This is a genomic window from Shewanella sp. S1-49-MNA-CIBAN-0167, assembly GCF_040310145.1.
Lineage (GTDB): Bacteria > Pseudomonadota > Gammaproteobacteria > Enterobacterales > Shewanellaceae > Shewanella > Shewanella psychromarinicola.
In genome coordinates this window covers 1-20668 of record NZ_JBEOPO010000002.1, presented here as the reverse complement: position 1 = coordinate 20668, position 20668 = coordinate 1, and the positions used below count along the sequence as shown (strand labels likewise).

The 20668-nt window shown below is 41.8% G+C and carries 17 protein-coding genes; 8 read left to right on the top strand and 9 right to left on the bottom strand.

What is annotated here, in order from left to right:
* Positions 1-81 precede the first annotated feature (81 nt).
* From AAEZ00_RS01210 to AAEZ00_RS01180, 7 genes are all read left to right on the top strand, one after another.
* Positions 82-1080, top strand: coding sequence for an NADP-dependent oxidoreductase (locus AAEZ00_RS01210; RefSeq protein ID WP_124013142.1), 999 nt, complete (start codon positions 82-84; stop codon positions 1078-1080).
* A gap of 114 nt (positions 1081-1194) precedes the next feature.
* Positions 1195-2883: a molybdopterin-dependent oxidoreductase gene (locus AAEZ00_RS01205; protein WP_351088086.1), complete on the top strand. Its 1689-nt coding sequence runs from the start codon at positions 1195-1197 to the stop codon at positions 2881-2883.
* A 9-nt stretch (positions 2884-2892) separates the two neighbouring features.
* Complete coding sequence (locus AAEZ00_RS01200; protein WP_351088084.1) at positions 2893-3309, top strand: molybdopterin dinucleotide binding domain-containing protein; 417 nt, start codon at positions 2893-2895, stop codon at positions 3307-3309.
* A gap of 176 nt (positions 3310-3485) precedes the next feature.
* The gene (locus AAEZ00_RS01195) at positions 3486-4319 is read left to right on the top strand and encodes an AAA family ATPase (RefSeq protein WP_351088082.1); all 834 of its coding nucleotides are present in this window, start codon (positions 3486-3488) and stop codon (positions 4317-4319) included.
* Between the two features lie 7 nt (positions 4320-4326).
* A complete protein-coding gene (locus AAEZ00_RS01190; RefSeq protein ID WP_351088080.1) occupies positions 4327-5499 on the top strand; it encodes a vWA domain-containing protein in 1173 nt (390 codons plus the stop codon).
* Positions 5500-5626: 127 nt separating this feature from the next.
* Positions 5627-6535 carry a haloalkane dehalogenase gene (locus AAEZ00_RS01185; protein ID WP_101031357.1) on the top strand — a complete coding sequence of 303 codons (909 nt, stop codon included), beginning with the start codon at positions 5627-5629 and terminating at the stop codon, positions 6533-6535.
* A 164-nt stretch (positions 6536-6699) separates the two neighbouring features.
* The gene (locus tag AAEZ00_RS01180; protein ID WP_351074913.1) at positions 6700-7482 is read left to right on the top strand and encodes an SGNH/GDSL hydrolase family protein; all 783 of its coding nucleotides are present in this window, start codon (positions 6700-6702) and stop codon (positions 7480-7482) included.
* A 370-nt stretch (positions 7483-7852) separates the two neighbouring features.
* Here the strand turns inward: AAEZ00_RS01180 and AAEZ00_RS01175 are convergent, their stop codons facing one another.
* From AAEZ00_RS01175 to AAEZ00_RS01135, 9 genes are all read right to left on the bottom strand, one after another.
* Positions 7853-8956: a PQQ-dependent sugar dehydrogenase gene (locus tag AAEZ00_RS01175; RefSeq protein ID WP_124013146.1), complete on the bottom strand. Its 1104-nt coding sequence runs from the start codon at positions 8954-8956 to the stop codon at positions 7853-7855.
* Positions 8957-9422: 466 nt separating this feature from the next.
* Positions 9423-10208, bottom strand: coding sequence for an alpha/beta fold hydrolase (locus AAEZ00_RS01170; RefSeq protein ID WP_124013147.1), 786 nt, complete (start codon positions 10206-10208; stop codon positions 9423-9425).
* A 103-nt stretch (positions 10209-10311) separates the two neighbouring features.
* Entirely contained in the window at positions 10312-11166 is an 855-nt protein-coding gene (locus tag AAEZ00_RS01165) for a crotonase/enoyl-CoA hydratase family protein (protein ID WP_124013148.1), read from the bottom strand.
* A 10-nt stretch (positions 11167-11176) separates the two neighbouring features.
* The gene (locus tag AAEZ00_RS01160; RefSeq protein WP_124013149.1) at positions 11177-11869 is read right to left on the bottom strand and encodes a crotonase/enoyl-CoA hydratase family protein; all 693 of its coding nucleotides are present in this window, start codon (positions 11867-11869) and stop codon (positions 11177-11179) included.
* 7 nt (positions 11870-11876) lie between these two features.
* On the bottom strand, positions 11877-12800 hold the full coding sequence (locus tag AAEZ00_RS01155; RefSeq protein WP_101031372.1) for a bile acid:sodium symporter family protein: 924 nt from the start codon (positions 12798-12800) through the stop codon (positions 11877-11879).
* Positions 12801-12918: 118 nt separating this feature from the next.
* The gene (locus tag AAEZ00_RS01150; RefSeq protein ID WP_124013150.1) at positions 12919-14049 is read right to left on the bottom strand and encodes a DUF2855 family protein; all 1131 of its coding nucleotides are present in this window, start codon (positions 14047-14049) and stop codon (positions 12919-12921) included.
* An 85-nt stretch (positions 14050-14134) separates the two neighbouring features.
* The gene (locus tag AAEZ00_RS01145; RefSeq protein ID WP_351088078.1) at positions 14135-15100 is read right to left on the bottom strand and encodes an alpha/beta fold hydrolase; all 966 of its coding nucleotides are present in this window, start codon (positions 15098-15100) and stop codon (positions 14135-14137) included.
* Between the two features lie 35 nt (positions 15101-15135).
* Complete coding sequence (locus AAEZ00_RS01140; RefSeq protein WP_101031378.1) at positions 15136-15798, bottom strand: nitroreductase; 663 nt, start codon at positions 15796-15798, stop codon at positions 15136-15138.
* A gap of 178 nt (positions 15799-15976) precedes the next feature.
* The gene (locus AAEZ00_RS01135) at positions 15977-18427 is read right to left on the bottom strand and encodes a TonB-dependent receptor (protein ID WP_124013153.1); all 2451 of its coding nucleotides are present in this window, start codon (positions 18425-18427) and stop codon (positions 15977-15979) included.
* Positions 18428-19022: 595 nt separating this feature from the next.
* On the opposite strand from AAEZ00_RS01135, the gene AAEZ00_RS01130 reads away from it, so the two are divergent.
* On the top strand, positions 19023-20639 hold the full coding sequence (locus tag AAEZ00_RS01130) for an acyl-CoA dehydrogenase family protein (RefSeq protein ID WP_351088075.1): 1617 nt from the start codon (positions 19023-19025) through the stop codon (positions 20637-20639).
* The last annotated feature ends 29 nt before the right edge of the window (positions 20640-20668 follow it).

Here is a 20668-nt window from a genome sequence, read left to right as displayed (position 1 = left end):
ATCCATTAACCACGGCCTCAATAAACCAAAGTATCGCGCAGTCACATGCAGCATTAATATACCAACAAAGAGAGCAAAAATATGAGCACATATAAAGCCATTAACTTAATCGCCCGTCCTCAAGGTGGCCCCATCGGCCCTGAATTATTTGAAGTGGTTGAAAAGCCAATGCCTAAAGTGGCTGACGGACAATTTTTGGTCAAACAAAACTGCATGTCACTTGATCCTGCGATGTTTGGTTGGATGAGCGCTGATACCGAAAGTTACATTCCGCCAGTTGCGTTAGGTGAGGTGATGCGCAGTTCTGGCATTGGTGAAATTGTAGAGAGTAACCATCCTGGCTTTAAGGTCGGCGACCGAGTGATGGGCATGATGGGTTGGCAACAATATTTTTTAACTAACGGCGCGGGGTTAAATAAAGTGACCGCGCCATTACCAGATGAAGCTATTTTATCGGTTTTTGCTTTGCCGGGGTTAACGGCGACGCAAGGACTCTTTAACGTAGGTAAACCACAAAAAGGCGAAACCATCGTAGTTTCTGGCGCAGCAGGATCGGTTGGTTCTATTGTGGGACAGTTGGCTAAAGCGGATGGCCTCAGGGTTATCGGTGTTGTCGGTAGTGATGAAAAAGCCGATTGGATTGTTAACGAATTAGGTTTTGATGGTGCGATTAATTACAAGACCGATGATTTAGCCGCAAAATTGGCCGAATTAACCCCCGATGGCGTTGATGTGTATTTTGAAAATACCGGCGGCCCGATCCAGCACCATGTGTTTGCCAAAATGAATGCCCATGGCCGCATTGTGGTGTGTGGCATGATTGCCGATTACCCGAAAGCCGTGCCAGATCTAGCACCAAGCTGGATCCAAGTGATTAAAAAACGCCTCATTATACAAGGCTTCACTATGCCTGATCATTTTGGTGACGTGCCAGCGCTATTAGAAAAACTGACACCTTACGTCATGAAAGGACAAATTAAACATCGCGCCCATGTGTTAAATGGTCTTGAGTCGGCAATCACCGGCTTAAACTTGTTTTTTACCGGTGATAATAAAGGCAAGTTAATCGTTAAATTATAATTTTTATAACAATATTGTTTATCAATAATTTATAACGGCCACAACCCAATTAATCAATGTTGTTAATTGGGTTGTGTTTATGACAGGTTTACTATTCCAAGTCAGGCGATAAATATGAGCGAAATTAACACCCATTATCGAAATTGCAATATTTGTGAAGCCATGTGTGGCTTGGAAATTACCTATCAAGATAACCAAATCTTATCAATTAAAGGCGATCAACTAGACCCCTTTAGTCAAGGTTATAACTGCCCAAAATCCTTAGCCTTAGAAGATTTTTATACTGACAAAGATCGCTTAAAAACGCCTATTAGGCGAACCGCAACAGGTTGGGAAGATATTAGCTGGGATGAGGCCTTTAGCGAAATAACTGAAAAGTTTAAAGGCATTCAACAGCAGCATGGCAACAATGCGTTGGCGGTTTATTTGGGTAATCCCAATGCCCATAGTCTTGGTAATGCGCTGTTCCTTAAACCATTTATGAAGTCACTTGGCACCATAAACCGTTTCAGCTCTGCCTCTGCCGATCAATTACCTCATCATGTTGCTGCAAACTTTATGTTTGGCGCGGGCATGTTAATTCCGGTGCCCGACATTGATAGAACTGATTTTATGCTGATCATTGGTGGTAATCCTGTGGTATCAAACGGTAGCATGATGACGGCACCTAACGTTATAGGTCGGATGAAAGCCATCCAAAAACGTGGTGGAAAAATTGTCGTTGTTGACCCCCGCAGAACCCGCACAGCCAAAATTGCTGATCAACATCTGTTTATTCGCCCAGAAAAAGATGCGTTATTACTGCTGGCGTTGATCCACTGCGTTTTTGATTCAAATATGGTTAATTTACGTCATTTAGAAACCCAAGTTGATGGGCTAGATGATGTTGAAAGCCTAGCAAAACACTATTCGCCCGAGCTTGTGGCTGAATTTGTCGGCATTAATGCGACGAGTATTCGCACCTTAGCCGCAGACATGCTCGCAGCAGATTCTGCTGTTTGTTATAGCCGCATGGGGGCGTCGACGCAAACATTTGGTGGCTTATGTCTATGGCTAACCAATGTACTCAATATTATTACCGGCAACTTTGACCGTGCCGGTGGCGCTATGTTTCCACAGCCTGCTTTTGATTTACTGCGCAATCATCAACCCGGTCATAAAAGTTCATTTGGCCAACATCAAACGCGAGTACGTAAGCTGCCATTTTTCAATGGTGAATTTCCGGTTGCGACCTTGGCGGAAGAAATACAGACGCCTGGAGAAGGGCAAATAAGAAGCGTGATCACGGTTGCTGGCAATCCGGTACTTTCAGCCCCTAGTGGGCATAAATTAGCCCAAGCTTTTGCAGGCTTAGATTACATGGTCTCGGTTGACATTTATTTAAATGAAACCACCCAATACGCCAACATTATTTTACCGGGGACTACGGGCGTTGAAAATTCTCATTTCGATATTTTCTTTAATTCATTTTCGGTTAGAAACACAGTTAAATACTCACCGCCATTATTTGATCAACAACCGGATCAACGCAGCGACTGGCAAATACTTAAACAGATTTCTGCCCGGATGCTCAATATTGCGACTGACGACCCGATGCAAAAAATCACTCCAGAAATGCTGTTAGATATGGAACTGAAAAAAGGGCCCTATGGCGAAGAGGGTATGAGCTTACAAAAGCTGATTGATAATCCCCATGGTATTGATATTGGCCCGTTAATGCCGTGTCTTGCTGAGCGGATAAAAACCGCAGACGGCAAGGTCAATTTATTTCCGCAAATCTATCGAGATGATTTACCTCGTTAGGATGCCGTTATGGCACAACCCGCGCGTGATCAAGCTTATCCGTTTGAGTTAATTGGTCGACGATTAGTTAAAAGTCACAATACCTGGACACAAAATTCACAACGACTCATTAAAGGAAAAAATTTATGTACCTTAGAAGTGCATTCACAAGATGCACAAGCGCTTGGGATCAAACAAGGGCAGCTAGTTAATGTCAGTTCAGCGGTAGGTGATATCGTCATTGAAGTCGCAATCACTGATGATATCCAACAAGGTGTGGTCAGTATGCCTCAAGGCTGGGGACACAATCAAAAAGGTACTAACATGTCGGTTGCAGCAACTCAGCCAGGGGTGAGCATTAATGATTTAACAGATGCCAATCGAGTTGATATGCTGACAGGTAATGCGGCATTTAATGGTACGCCGGTTGCCATCAAAGCAGCCTAAAAGGAAGTTGCCTAAAGAAAGTGGTTTAATAATAGAGCTTATGTTGATTAAATGGGGTAGTCCGTTTTTAGTTTTAATCTATTCATTTTCAATTACCGACGATTAACACAAACAAATAGCTTTGAGGCTGGTGCTAATTAATAGCGACAAAGCGACATGAATAAAAAGGTAAGACCATGTTTAAAAGTACACAAAATTATATTGCATCAAACGAACTTAGCTTGGCGGTAAATGCGGCGATCTCATTAGAAAAACCGTTATTAATTAAGGGCGAGCCCGGTACCGGTAAAACCCAGTTAGCCGAAGAACTAGCCAGTTCACTCAATTGTAAATTGTATCAATGGCATATTAAATCGACCACTAAAGCGCAACAAGGCCTCTATGAATATGATGCAGTATCTCGGTTACGCGACAGTCAGTTAGGTGATGCACGGGTTCATGATATTGGCAACTATATCGTTAAAGGCAAGTTATGGCAGGCGTTTGAAGAAGAGCAAAGACCCATATTGTTGATTGATGAAATCGATAAAGCGGACATCGAATTTCCGAATGATTTATTGCAAGAGCTTGATAAGATGGAGTTTTATGTTTATGAAACCCAACAAGTGATTAAAGCAAAACAGCGACCAATTATCATCATCACCTCAAATAATGAAAAAGAATTACCCGATGCTTTCTTAAGGCGCTGTTTTTTCCATTACATCAAGTTTCCGACTAAAGCTGAAATGGAAAAAATTATCGATGTGCATCATCCTGATGTTAAACAAGCATTGTTAAAACAAGCATTAGAGGTGTTTTTTGATTTACGCGAAGTCAGTGGCATCAAGAAAAAACCGTCAACATCAGAGTTAATTGATTGGTTAAAACTATTGATATCCGATGACATATCGCAAGATACATTACTCGATAAAAGGTCAGATATCATTCCTTTGTTTGGCGCACTGTTAAAAAATGAACAAGACGTTTCATTGATTGAAAAATTGGCCTTTATGAGCCGCAGAAACAGGTGATATCACAGTGTTTATTGATTTTTTTCTCACCCTAAAAAAGCATAAAGTCCCTTGTAGCTTACGAGAGCTATTAGATCTTATCGCGGTATTAAAAAAAGGGGTGATTTTTGCCAATGTAGAAGACTTTTATAACCTTGCCAAAATTGTCATGGTTAAAGATGAAATTCACTATGACAAGTACGACAACGCATTTGCTGAGTACTTTAAAGGGATAGAAAATATTGATGTGTTCGATCACATTGTGCCGGAAGATTGGCTTAGAAAAGAATTCGAAAAACACCTCTCTCAAGAAGAAAAAGACCAACTAACGTCATTAGGCGGACTTGATCAATTGATGAAAGCGTTAAAAGAGCGTTTAGAAGAACAGAAGAAACGACATGCCGGCGGCAATAAATGGGTCGGTACTGGCGGCACATCACCGTTTGGTGCCTATGGCTATAATCCTGAAGGGATCCGAGTCGGCCAAGACAAAAACCGTAATAACAGTGCGGTGAAAGTGTGGGATAAGCGAGAATTTAAAAATTTCGACCAAGACCGTGAGTTAGGCACTCGCAATATCAAATTAGCCCTTAAAAAACTCAGAAAATTTGCCCGTACCGGTGCCAGTGAACAGCTTGATATTAATACCACTATTAACTCAACCGCCAAGAATGGTGGCATGTTAGATGTGCATATGGAGCCAGAACGTCATAACGCCGTTAAAGTACTGATGTTTTTCGATATTGGCGGCTCAATGGATGATTATATTCATACCTGTGAAGAGTTATTCTCCGCTGCACATAGTGAGTTTAAGCATTTAAAGTTTTTCTATTTTCATAATTGTGTATACGACCAGGTTTGGCAGGATAATAGCAGACGGTTTGATAAAACCATTGATCTTGAAGAGATCATCAGAACCTTTTCTGCCGATTATAAAGTCATTTTTGTTGGCGATGCGACCATGGGACCGTACGAAATTATCGCCAAAGGCGGCTGTGTTGAGCATTGGAATGAAAAACCCGGTGTCGAGTATATGAATCAGTTGTTAAGTCATTTTAGTAAGGTCGCTTGGTTAAATCCGCAACCTGAAAACCACTGGCCAATTCATCATTCAATCTCCATTATTCAACAGCTAGTTGACCATAAAATGTACCCATTAACGGTTGATGGTATCGGGCGTGCGATTAAAGAGCTTAGTTAGCCTCAGCTCGGGATAATAAAGAGGTCAAATATTCTAATTTTGGCTTATTGATCTCACCGCTCAACCCGAGTTGAGATTAGTTAAATCGATGAGTGGTTATTTATAGACGAACTGGAAGGGAATCAATATGGAATGTTTACGCACCGATGATGGTTGTTTTGCCAATCTACCGGACTACAACTTTGCCGCTCATTACTTAATGGTTGACGATAGTGAAGGCGGCCAATTACGGGTTCATTATCTGGATGAAGGCCCCAGAGATGCAGAACCGATATTATTACTACACGGTGAGCCAACATGGAGCTTTTTGTACCGTAAGATGATCCCCATTCTTGTGCAAGCCGGTCATCGCGTTATTGCGCCCGATCTGGTTGGCTTCGGACGTTCAGATAAACCCAGCAAACGAAGCGACTATACTTATCAACGCCATGTTGATTGGATGACGTCATTGGTGTTACAACTCAAACTAACCAACATAATGCTGGTGTGCCAAGACTGGGGTGGGTTAATTGGTTTACGTTTAGCCGCAGAAGATACCCAGCGTTATAGAGGCATTGTTGCAGCCAATACCATGTTACCAACAGGTGACCATGAGCCAGGTGAAGCTTTTAAACAATGGCAAACGTTCTCACAAGATGTTGAACTTTTTCCAACTGGCAACTTGATTAATAGTGCTTGTGTGTCGACCTTGTCAGCTGATGTCATTGCCGCTTACGATGCACCATTTCCACAAGAAAAATATAAAGAGGGCGCGCGTCAGTTTCCGTTGTTAGTGCCAACCACACCGGATGATCCTGCCGCCGAAAAAAATCGTTCAGCATGGAAGGTCTTGTCGCAATGGCAAAAGCCCTTTTTGACTGCGTTCAGTGATTCAGATCCGATCACTGCAGGCGGAGACAAACTAATGCAAAAATTGATACCAGGCACAAAAGGGCAAAAACACACCACTATTGTCAGTGCTGGTCACTTTTTACAAGAAGACAAAGGCGAAGCGCTAGCTGAAGTCGTGGTTCAATTTATTGCAGATAATCGTTAAGTTTCCGCGGTTTCAGTTGCTCCATACTAAAACTAAAAATATCATTATTAATGGGTATTGGTTTGCTTTATGGCTTTGGTATTAACTTTTTTAGGTTAACTAGGCTATTAGTCGCGGACCCAGAGTCACAGGGAGTTCACATGCTACATCAGGGAATATCTATCATGCTGGCCCCCGTTTTACTGCTGCAAGGGCTAAACGTTCGTCGCACCACCCCAAAACTTGCTGAGCCTGAGGGCGAACGCTTAGGGCAAACAGGCACCAATCCTGAGTTGAGTGTGCTTATATTAGGAGATTCAGCCGCAGCAGGTGTGGGGGTCGCTAATCAGGATCAGGCGTTGCTGGGGCAGGTGGTCCATTATTTACGTCCACATGGTCATCTAAAATACGGTCTTTTTGCCAAAACTGGCGCGACCACTTCGACTACGCTTGAGTCGTTAAATGATCACATCAATTGTTCACATCCCATACTAGGTCAAGGGCATTTTGATATCATCATTACCTCACTTGGGGTCAACGATATCACTTCATCCCTGAGCTGCGATAAGTGGCTGCAGCAACAAGCCCAGTTATTGACACTTATCACTGAGCGATATACCCCAAAACTCATCTTGGTGACTGCCATACCGCCACTCGGGTCATTTCCGGCTTTGCCAAATCCACTGCGCTGGAGCCTAGGCCAACGAGCCAAGCACTTTAATCATAAATTGCAGCAACTGTTGCTTATGCTTGATCAACAAGCACTTGATCAGCAACAAATCGATAAGCAATCCAAAGCACAAACTCGTTTTACATTGATTAATTTACCATTAGAAAACCCACAGCAAGACAGCAGTATGGTCGATTTTATGCGTCAAGTGATGGCCACAGATGGTTTCCACCCAGGCCCACAGATTTATACTGCATGGGCCAAGCTTATTGCTGAGCAAATTCAGTTAAGAAAGTAGTACCGTTAAGCGGGGAAGTTATAAAGCATACAGCAGGATTGATGTGAGGCCCTGTCGTTCTCTATAAATCGTTTCAAGCCTCATCGCCATTTACTCATTGACACGCAGTAAACTCGTCCATGAGGGCTCGAGCATCACTCTAATATATATAAGAATTCACTCATTCAGTGGCGGTAAAGACAGTGATGTATCATACATGATAATGACATTTCCCAAAGCCCTATGGGTCAGACACCAGCAAGCGGCCATGGACGGTATTCTCTCAAATATTCATGACTTGACTATTAATTCATCTGCTAAGTTAGATTTAATTAAAGCCTAACCCATATCAGACTGGCTTACTTTATGGATTAAACTTTAAATTAAAATTTTACGGTTTTGTGTAACTGATACGATATATAGCGTTAGCAAAATCGTCAGAGACCAGTAGTGAGCCATCGGCTAATGTCATGACATCTACTGGACGTCCCCAGCTTTGTTCGCCATCAAGCCACCCTGTTGCAAAAGGCTTATAGCCGATAACCGTGTTATCTTGAAGTTCAACTTGCATGATACGGTAACCCACTTTACTGCTTCGATTCCAAGACCCATGCTGGGCAATTAAGATGGAATGGTGAAACGCTGCTGGAAATTGATTCCCTTGATAGAACTCCATCCCTAGTGCGGCAACATGAGCGCCAAGGGTTAATACTGGAGGGGTATTGAGTTTAGCTATTTGTGGATCAGTAAAATCAGGGTCTGCAATCTTGCTATTGTGTATATAAGGAAAACCAAAGTGTTGGCCCGTTTGGCTCACACGATTAAGCTCATCATCAGGTAAGTCATCACCCATCATGTCGCGGCCATTATCGGTAAACCACAATTCACCGGTTTGCGGATGAAAATCAAATCCAACGCTATTACGTACGCCTTTAGCAACTATGGTGGTTTGTTTAGTGTCTAGGTCTAATTTGAGAATGCTGGCAAAAGGCAGTTCACTTTCACAGACATTGCAAGGGGCTCCTACTGGGATATACAGTTTTCCATCAGGCCCAAAGGTGATGAATTTCCAACCATGATGGGCTTTATTGGGAAGCTTGTTGTACACCAATTCTGGTTTAGGGATAGTAGGCAAAGACTTTTCAATATTAGGGTAACGCCAGATTTTATCAACATCAGCGACATATAAACTGCCTTGATGGTATGCCAGTCCTGATGGCATAAATAGATCGGTCGCAACAATGATTTTTTTGTCCGCTTTAAAATCATTATTGCTGTCAATAAGGGCATAAACATTACCCGCTTTACGACTGCCGACAAATACAGTTCCATTGTCACCAAGGGCCATCTGGCGGGCATTCTCAATGTTTTCGGCATATACATCAATAGTAAAACCTTGCGGTAATTCAATTTTATCTAAAGGTAATGCCATTGACGGATAAGAGACACCGAACCCCAAGGTTAGGAGAGATAACAAAGCAATTGGCTTAATCATGAATAGGGCCTCTTTTGATTAGCATTGTTTACGTAGTAGCGTATATATTAGTACTTTTTATCATAGTCTCAACAACCATCGCCATGTATACCCAAACGCTCTTGACATGCAGGATCTAACATGTCGAGAAGTGACAAAGTGCAAGGCCCTAAGAATCGGGCGCTTATGGCTGCTAGGGACAGCTTCAGAAACGATAACAAGCGAACGCTGCGCTCACGGATAGAGCTGTCTAGGGTCGCTTCGCTGCTAGGGCGGACTCTGTCTTGCTAGGGTCTAGTAATAGAGCGCCTGCGGCTACTGGGACGACCTGCGGTCTTCGAGGACGCTACGCTTCTAGATCCTAGGACTAAAACCTAGATCCTAAAACCTAGATCCTAAAACCTTGCACCTAGAAGGATCGAAGCTTCGCCCTCTGGCGAACTTGCGAGTTCCTAGCATCTAGTCGCGCAGCGTCCTAAATGTAAGCTTACCAATCTTTAATTAGCTCCTTCACCATAGCAGCGGTATTTTCTGGCTGTTCTAGTGGGAACATGTGGCCGCCTTTTGGCATCATCATTATGTCGATGTCGTTTAATTTGGCAAAGCGGATAAAATGTTTAATGGGGAAAATGTTAGTATTTTGACCATAAATCAGTTTAGCGGGCACCTTAAGCTTGTTTTTATATTGAGCTAAATTGGTAGGTAAGTGCCTAAAAATATCGGCTTCAACCGTAGGAGAGAAGGTTAACTCGACACGTTGGTTGCGATGAATAAACCCAGAGTGAGCATAATCTTGCAAGCAGCGCGGATCGAAATTTTTGAACAAAGTCTTCTGTGAAAAATAATCAACCAAGTTGGTTTTTTCTGGCCATTGTTGCTGGCGAGTTTTGGCTTTACCCGCGGGTGATAGTTTATCTATGTAGGGTGTGCGTTTAATAAAACTGAGTAAATGTGAGAACGCACCTGTGACCACTGGCGGGTCTAGCATCACTAAGCCCCGAAAGAGTTCTGGATGTTGGCAAGCAGCAATAAATGAAATGACCCCCCCAAAAGAATGGCCAACACATATTACTTTATCATCTTGTTTCTTAATGAATTCTACTAACTCAGTAACTAAGTGCTGCCAGTTACTGTGTATCGGGTACATGTCATTATGACCGAACTGATCAAGTGCGATAGTGTTGTAGTTTGGATCAAATTCAGCTAAAAATGTCCGATAGCTTCCGGCGGGGAAGCCGTTGGCATGGACGAGGTTAATCAAAGGTTTTGTCATAATGTCTCTAAATGGTTTTAGGGCTACTTGTTAACAGAAGTTGATTCAAATAAATTCAATCAAATAAGCATTAATAACAAATAACCCTATAAATCCAGAATGATTAGAATATTTTTGTAGTATCTATTTGGGTTAATTCTTCAAATTCAGGTGCACGATTTTGCGCTTTAGCTTTGAATATTTCCATCATATCGTTTTGTGGCTGGAACATGCCGCTTTGCCAGACTGACATATAATTTAAGCTATCAGATACGCTATGATCGCGTGCATAGTTGATCATCTCTTTACAGCCAGTAACGGCTAATGGTGAGCGCGCAGCAATTTCTGCCGCAATGGCTAATACTGCGGTGATCATAGATTGTTGATCGTCATACACATGATTAACTAAACCCGCTTGTTTAGCTTCTGCAGCGGGCATTCTTCGGCCTGTGTAGGCTAACTCTTTGACTAACCCCATAGAAATTAATTTTGGTAAACGCTGTAACGTACCCACGTCTGCAGTCATGCCGAGTTTGGTTTCTTCAATACTAAAAAAAGCATCGCTAGTGCAATATCGACAATCGGCAGCGCTGACCATATCCACCGCGCCACCAATACAGCCACCTTGAATCGCCATTAAAACTGGCATTCGAGCGGTTTCTAGTACGGTAAAACAGTCTTGTAACTTCAATACTAAGCGACGTAGTTGGTCTTGTTTACGGCCTAACTCAATATTCGTATCAGACTTATTTTCACTGAACACGGCTAAGTCCATCCCCGAGCAAAAATGTTTACCCTTTGATGAGATAACAATGGCACGCGCAGCCGATTGATTATTAATATCGTGAATTACACTTGGAAACTCATGCCAAAAATCGACATTCATTGAATTCAATGCATCGGGTCGGTTAAAAATAATATGGGCTACTTTATTGGTAATCTCGACGGTAAATGTTTTATAGCTTTTTTGCGATGTCATGGTTATATCCTTATAAATTCAGCGTAATTTGTGTATCACGTTTTATGGCGGCATCGAGTAATGCGAGTATTGAATCGCGCTCTTTTAGCTTGGTGCCATGATGAGCTTTCATATTGAGAGTTTGCATGTGTTCAGCCACGGCTTGTGCTGTACTCATCAGTTGTTCTGGTTCAACGACCTGATCAAGAAAACCGCCAAGGACTGCTGATTCAGGGCTGAATAGTTCGGCATTAATTACTGCCCGTGTTAAGTAATGTTGCGGGATACGATTACGGGCAATCTCAATCCCAGCTTGGTGCATTGTCATGCCAATAGCGACTTCATTTAAGCCGATTTTAAAGTCACCTGCACAACCAATACGATAATCACAACTCAGTAATAAAAACGCGCCTTTTGCAATGGCATGGCCTGTACATGCGCCAATAATGGGCGTTGGGAATGCCAGCATTCTGCGGGCTAATGTTGAGCCTGCGGTAACAAGTGCAATAGCCGCTTCAGAGCTTTGCTTCATGGTTTTTAGATCAAAACCACCAGAGAATATTCCAGCTTGACCGGTTAATATCACCACAGCGCCTTGTTGCTCAGCGAGGTCTAGGGCGGTATTGATTTGCACAATGACCTCAGGTGATATCGCGTTTACCTTGCCATTATTTAAGCTAATAACATGGATGTTATTTTCAATTTCTACCTTGATTAATTGCATTTTCCACCTAAGAATTCGTTATTGTTTCGTTGTTATTATTCGCTTTTGAGCGTCTCGTTTTTACATATTTTGAGTTCAACATAGCAACTAAAATACCTGCGGTAAACAACATGGTTAAGGTGTAAATAGCCGGCGTAAAAGACATCTTATAATTAGCGAGTAGCGTTAATGCCATAAACATCGATAAGGTACTATTTTGCAGCCCTACCTCAATGGTAATCGATGTTCTTTGAGCGAAGTTTAATCCAAACCATTTACTTGAGTAATAGCCAAGTAACATGGTCGAAATATTTAATATTACTGAAACTGGCCCAGCGGCAATAAGGGCGGGAATAACAATATCTTGTTGAATATAAGTCAAAAATATTATTAATAAGGTTAGAAATAATATCCCAAATCGTGACACATGAACTTGGGTGCTTTTCGCTATTTTAGGCGCAAATCGTCTAATTAACATACCAATAGCGATAGGCACTATGGTTAACTTCATTAGGCTTATCATGGTTGGAATTATCGGTAACTGAAATTCACTGCCTTGTCCCATAAAGTGAACCAAGGAGTAATTAAGCACAATCGGTATGCTAAATACTGTGATTAAACTGGCCACAGCGGTCATGGTGACCGAAAGCGCAACATCCGCTTTTGCCAAATGAGAAAACATGTTGGACGTCGTGCCGCCAGGGCACAGTACCAACAACATCACCCCGACAGCATATTCAGGTTCTAATGGCATTATATTGGCCAATACAAACCCAATAATGGGCAATAGCAATAATTGATTGGTTAAGCCAATCGCAACGGCTTTTGGGTATTTTACAATGCGCTTAAAATCATCAACGACTAGCGATAACCCCATGCCCATCATAATTAAAAAGATGCACACCGGGATGACTTGTGTATTTACAAATGTCACTAATTCAATATTATCCATAATAACCTCATGTAGAGAAAACCGTTTATTGGGTCAATAAAGTCCATTTTTAGTCCATTGCGGATCAAGGGGCTGTTTATCTTTTGGAGGAAAATTCATCTCCAAGGGTCAGTAGAGCCTACTTGTTCAACGAGATGATTTGGCCCACTGACGCGTCAGCAGTCCCCGCCAATACATCTTGGTAAATCTCGTTAAGGTGGTCAATATCATGGGTATGGGCAATAGTGATGCTTGAACGACAAAACTCGATATAGTGGAGTAATGACACGCTCATTTGCTTCATTGTTTCGCCTGCGCCCCAATCTAGACTGCGTTTTTTCAATTGTGTCGGGGCAAAAAAGAACGTCGGGGTTGCACCGGGTAAGTGGTTGATACTCATGGTGTCATTAACATCAATATCGCCATGTTGCGTCGCGCCAATTCGGCAGGAGTAACACAGTTGCTTGGCAAAATGATGATGAATACTTGATAAGGTTGTTTTACCTCCAGCCATATCAACCAAAATCGAACTAACATTGGGGTCTAGGGTGGTTATTTCCTCGTAACTAATCACCTTGGTATAACAGCCTAAGGACTCGACGAAGTGTCGGTTAGCGGTTGACGTTATACCAATGGCAGGACGCTCACCTCGTTGCTTAATCGTAAAGGCGAGGGCGATACTGGTTTTACTTGAGGCGCTGGTGATCAGGTATTGCTGAGCCCCAAAGTATTGATTATCAAACATGAAGTCGTCAACCAGCCAAGAGGTAGTAAATAACCCTCGCAACAAGATGTCATAGTCTTCATTTTTTTGTTGGTAAAAGGGATTTTCACTAACGCGATCAAATCTGCAATAAACAGGTGATAAACCTTCACGGCAAGGACTGACATCTGAAAATCCCGCTTTAGAGATGTTACCGGCCGTTATTTTTAGGTGGGTAGCCATAGGCATAAAGCCCCACACTCTTTCTCCTACTTTTATATGCTCGTTATTTGACGATACTACATCTGCATATCCCATAACCGGGAGTCGTCCCCATTGATGTGGATCATTGTCAGAAGGGAAGAATAGCCAATAGCCAAGTGACTCTCCGGTAATGCCATAGCTGATATTATTTGCCGTTAGGGCAAACTTATCGACGCGAAGTAATACTTCATTTTCTGCCAGTGGCTGCTCTATGTTGAGTGCCACAAACCGAGTTTTGTGTAAATTATTTTTAGCGACTTCAAATACAAGTGCTTGGTTGAGCGGAGCCTGAGATGTCGTCATAAAGAACCTTTTTAGTTATTGTTTTTGATTGATTACTGATTAATGTTTCTTTATTGGATACTGAACATTGGTTATTGGTTATTGGTTATTGGTTACTGAGCAGTGGTTGATTAATAAATGCGTCGATGGCGCTATTCACTTCATCGGGTCGTTCATGTTGTAGCCAGTGGCTAGTGTTTGGGAAACGGATCAGGCTGCAATTGGGCACGTAATGGGTAATGTTATCGAGGTTCTCATTGACGAACGCTAGGTCTTGTTCTCCCCATAACACCAGTGTGGGGTGATTAATTCGAATGTTGGGTATTTTTATGTCGGAGGTATTCTTTACCTGATTCGATTTGACTAAGTATTTATCATCGAACGCTTGTGGGCTGCCATTGTCTGAATGACTAGACGCTAATTGCGGCATGGCACGATAGTATTGCAACATGCCATTTATGGCACCTTGTTGACGCCACACTTGACGATATTGTGCTCGTCGTTCATCGGTAAATACATCGGCTTTTGAACTGACCATGATCTTCTCAATCAGGTAGCGATAGTCATTGTTTGATAACAGTGATTCTCCAGAAACACTAATTAACTGATGAATATAAGCACTTTTTTGACGTTGAATAGGGTTATTAATCATCTCCCGAGTAAAGGTACTTGGATGCGCCGCATTGAGAATAATCAGTTTGCTGATTAACTGCGGATGAAAAGCCGCTAATGGCCAAGCGATAGCGCCGCCCCAATCATGGGCAACGAGGATGACGGATTGGCAAGGGCTAATAGCAGCAATAAATTTAGCCATAAACGCAATCAAATTGGGCACAGCATAAAAGCTAATCTCAGTCGGTTTATCACTTAAGTTATATCCGGGTAAGTCAGGCGCAACAACACGATAATGGGTTGAGAAATAGTCTAATTGCTTATGCCATGCGCCCCAATACTCAGGGAAACCATGTAGAAAAACGATGGTCGATAGTGATTTTTCATCTGATTTATAAGCAGATTCAACATAATGAATTTTGACGTCATCCACTAAGGTATATTTATGCGCTATTGCCATATTCAATCTTATTATTTTATGTTTCTAGTGATCGATTAATCAAAAAATGCTACAGCATTATCTATCGGTTCACGATCGGTTTTGGTGCTATTTACTGCCTCGTTTTCATCGGCATAACCAAACGACATACCAAATAAAATTCCGCGATCATCTGGCAGGTTTAATATTTGTCTTACTGGATCGGGGAATTGCCCAAGTGCGCCTTGCATGCAATTTGAAAGTCCATGTTCTGCCATGAGTAGTGACAGTGTTTGGGCATAAATGCCTAAATCGACTGCGCCCATAATGTCTAGGTATTTATCCATAGTGAAAAATACCGCATGTGGCGCATCAAAAAATTGCCAGTTACGTATCATCGCCATTTGTCGGGCTTTTTTGTCTTCTCGTGCCACGCCTATTGCGCTGTATAACGCATTAGCTGAGCCAAATTGGCGCTCACGATGAACGCCTTGATATTGAGGTAACCAATTGAAATCTGGATTTGGTGATGCGCCACTCATGAGGGTTTCCATGAACTGTAGTTTCAATTTATCTTTGGTTGCCCCAGACACCACACAAGTTTGCCAAGGTTGTACATTGCAATTTGAAGGGGAGAGTTGTGCACTGGAGAAAATGTGCTTTAAGGTTTCGTTTGGTACGGGTTTATCAAGAAATGCTCGCACTGAAGCACGGTTTTGTAATATTGATTCTATAGTCATATTGAAAACTCTTATTATGTGAATTCGGCTCTGAGATTAAATTTATATCTTCAATCGCAATATAAATCAGTTATTGGTTGTAAACGCTGCTGAAAATAAAGTTTATAGCGACAACCTTTAGCGACAGTCTGTAGTGAAAATAAGTGTTAGTTACCGTCACTACAAACTCTTTAGTTAGTTAAAACTGGTACGAAATGTTTGCACCAAATGTACGCGGTTGGTTCGGATAACCATTGAAACTACCTGCTTGGATCGGTGGTGGGAAAGCCGACAGTAGGTACTCATCATTGGTTAAGTTACGTACCCAAAGTTGTAGATTGACGCCATTATCAAATGCTAATCCTGCACTCGCATTGAAGCTATTCACTTCACGCGTTAATGACTCTGGGGTGTTTTCGGCTAATTTGACATCACTTTCGTAAATATAATCGGTACGAACATAGCCATCTGCGCCGTTAAATACTTCAAAGTTATAAACAATACCGGCGGTGATGCTGACTTCATGAATACCGGCCGGTTTCTCGCCCGATAAATCGACAGGACCATCAAGGCCAGATGCCCCTTCAAATGAATCATAAACAGGATCAAGGAAGGTACCGGCTAAGGTAAACGACCAATCTTGAGTTAAATTGTAGATAGAGTCGAACTCAAGACCTTGGGTACTTTGTTGACCGGCATTGGCCAGTACATAACCGGTGCCAATGAAGATAGATGATTGAAACCCTTCAATAGTTTGATCAAACAAGGTGGCGCTAAATGATCCATTTTCAAATTGGGTTTTAATACCAATTTCATACACCATCGCTTCTTCGGGTGATGCATAGCGTCCACCATAAACCTGATTTGGCAATGCTAAGCCCGCACTTTCTAATGCCTCTTTATCCGAGGCAAAAGGGCTTGAATAACGCGATAAATTCCAAGATGTTGCTTTAAACCCCGTTGCTGCTGTGGCAAATACATTGATATTGTCATTAATTTCGTAGGCTAAGCGCAGTGACCAGGTTGTTTTGCTATCATCTGATTCATGGTTCTCTACCGCATTAGGCAACCCCAGCATTGGCGGTAAAAACTGCAAGCTCTTGATAACAGGTACTGCGGGGGCAAGCTGTGGAATGCTACCAATAGGCACGCCAAATAATGTGGGTACCGTGTCTAAATCAAGGGCAGAAAGCACATCGGTATGGTTTTGTGAAATGGTGACGTCTTTCTTATCGTTAGTATAACTGACACCAAAAATCGCAGTGAAGTCGTCAGTAATATGATAATCAAAGCTAGCAAAAAGCGAGTAAGCATCATTTTGTTGATCAAATTCTGAGCTTACTGCTGAATCATTGGAGAAAAAGGTACCGGGTTCAAGACCATAAACACCTTCTACACCTCCTAATAACCCGGGGGCGCCGCCCGCGGCCATAAGGACATCGAAGTAATTTCTAATATCATTTCCATAATATAAAGTATCACCCGTGATGACTTCTTCATTGAAAACATAGGCGCCAAACATCCATTCTAAATCACGCTCACCGGTAGACGTTAAGCGAAACTCTTGGGTTATGGTTTTAATATCTGTATAACCACCTTCATTTAAAATATCTAAAGAGGTGTAATCTACGTCATTGATAAAATCAGAATCATTTTTACGCAGCGCACTGATAGAAGTGAATGAGTATCCATCAAAATCAATGTCTATTTGCAAGGATACGCCGCCATCTTTAACATTATTATCTGGATCAGAGTTGAGTGCCGATTGATAAGAAAATGAATCATTTTCATCAATAACAATCCCACCTAAGGCACGAACCGCGGCAGTTGTAGGCCCGTTTATGGCGTCTTCTACAGAACAACACGCTTCTTGAATTTTGCTATAGTCGGCAATAAAGCGAAATTTAATGTCTTCTGTTGGTTGATACAGTGCTTGGCCTCGAACATTCCAACGGTCACGATCATTGACGTCATTTAATCCAACCACACTTTCGGTATAGCCATCTCGGGTGTTAACTCCGCCAGAAAAACTGAACGCTAAATTATCGGTTATGCCATTGGTGTAATAACCTTTTATCTCTTGTTGATTATAATTTCCAACACCGACTTCAATCTTACCTTCTTGCTCATATGAAGGCTCTCTGGTCGTGACACTGATAACCCCTGCGGAAGCATTTTTACCGAACAAGGTACTTTGTGGACCACTTAATACTTCAATTTGTTGCAGTCTTGGTAAATCACCTATCTGAGATGCCGCGCGGGAGCGATAAACTCCGTCGATAAATACGCCAACGGAAGGTTCAATACCGGTATTGTTGGTGCCATTACCAAAACCACGGATAGCAAAGTTAGTGTTAGTAGAACGTTGTAGCGGTGTCACACGTAAAGTAGGTACAAGAGTTTGTAAATCAGTGATATCCATTACTTTGGCTTGTTCTATCGCTTTACTACTCACCACAGTAATGGCCACAGGAGATTCCTGTAATCCTTTTGCGCGTTTAGACGCGGTTACAACGATTCTTTCAATACTGCCATCATATGTTTCGTTAGTTGATTTTTCTTCTTCAGCGTAAGCAGTTGAACCCAGCACGCCCATAACGGCAAATGCGAGTAAAGAATGTTTAAATATTTTTGAGTTATTATTATTCATTTATTTCCCCAGATAAATACTAATTGTTATCAAATAATCTAGCCAATACATTGATTTACATTAAATATGTATGATGCTTAAGCATTGTTATTGTTAACCTGTAAATTGACAGTTTTGTAAAATCAGCGTGATTCAATAACAGCAAGGGGGATCATCAGTATTTAATTTTCAATCTTGAAAATCTTTCCTGAAAATAAAAACGACCACTTATAGTGAACAATTAACCGCCAAATCATGCTAGGGGGTGTTTTAAAATTAAACCAATCAATTGTTTTAATAAGCAACTATTCATATAAAGAATAATGCAGTGATAATTACTGTTTTAGCGTCATAACCACATTCCCTTATTTATCTTTTTCGCATTAGGCTTGGCTAATGTAAAAGGTAAGCATCGACATCGGGTTAATAATGCTTTATAAATAACCATTCAAACGAGTGTATGATTCAAACGAATGTATACATATAATTATTATGCATTTGGATAATACTTTCAGTTCACATAACATTGTAGCTAGTAAATATTGTGTGTTTGAACAAATACAACAAATAGACTGTTAACCTTTTTTACTCTTAGAAATTTTTTTGGAGAGCCACAATGCCTGATTACAAAGCCCCTATTCGTGATGTTAAATTTGTTATGCAAGAGCTACTAGAATGTGAGACCCACTATCAACATTTGGGTTACCAAGATGCCAGCCTTGATATGGTTGATGCGATAATCGCTGAAGCTGCAAAATTGACAGAACAGGTCGTTGCTCCTTTAAATCAAATCGGCGATCAACAAGGGTGTACGTGGAATGATGGTGTAGTGACGACACCCGACGGATTTAAAGAAGCGTACGCTAAGTATGTTGAAGGTGGCTGGCCGACGTTATCTCAGTCTGAAGAATTTGGTGGTCAAGGCTTACCTCATTCATTAAATATTAGTATTGCTGAGCTATTTTCCAGTGCCAACCATAGTTTTGCCATGTATCCAGGATTAAGTCATGGCGCATTAGCGACAATTGAAGCTCACGGCACAGAATCGCAAAAACAACAATTTATGCCAAAGCTTGTTGAAGGCAAATGGACTGGAACAATGTGCTTAACTGAACCACATTGTGGTACAGATTTAGGCATGTTACGCACAAAAGCAGAACCCAATGACGATGGCAGCTATTCGTTAACGGGGACTAAAATCTTTATTTCAGCCGGTGAGCATGATCTGTCTGATAATATCGTTCATATCGTAATTGCCCGTGTACCAGGTGCGCCTGAAGGCAATAAAGGCATATCGTTATTTATCGTACCTAAATTCAATGTCAATGATGACGGCACTATTTTAGATAGAAATGGGGTAAGTTGTGGTTCAATTGAACACAAAATGGGTATCAATGGTAATGCCACCTGTGTGATTAATTTTGATGGCGCTAAAGGACATTTGATTGGTGAACCCAATCGTGGCCTTAAATGCATGTTCACCTTTATGAATGCCGCTCGGATCGGTGTTGCCAGTGAAGGCGTTGCCGCTGCTGAAGCATCATTTCAAGGTGCATTAGCTTACGCAAAAGACCGCCTACAGATGCGTTCTATCAGTGGCGTTAAAAACCCTAATGGTCCTGCTGATCCGATTATTGTTCACCCAGATGTGCGCAGAATGTTATTAACTCAGAAGTCTATCGCTGAAGGTGGACGTGCGTTAATTTCATATTTGGCCCAGCTGGTTGATATCGGTCATGCTGAAAAAGATGAAGCAGTAAAAGCCGATGCCGAAACAAAGCTCGCGTTATTAACACCGATTGCAAAAGCTTTTCTTTCAGAATTAGGCTTTGAGTGTACCAGCCACGGAGTGCAGATCCTTGGTGGCCATGGCTTTATCAAAGAGTGGGGCATGGAACAGTTAATGCGCGACACCAAAATTAGCTGTTTATATGAAGGCACAACCGGTATTCAAGCATTAGATTTACTGGCGCGTAAAATTATTGGTACCCAGGGCGAAGTGTTAAAGCCATTCTCTAAAGATGTCACTGTATTCTGCCAACAAAATATGGATAACCCTGCGATGGCAGAGTTTATTCAACCTATTATGGCTTATGCAAAAGAGTGGCATGAACTTACCGTCACCATTGGTGCTAAAGCGATGAAGAACCCTGATGAAATCGGTGGCGCTTCAGTTGATTATTTAACATGCCTATGCAGTTGGCTCAGTAAGAATGTATTGGCGTGTGAATGATTGCCAAATTTAACAATCTGTTAGGTATT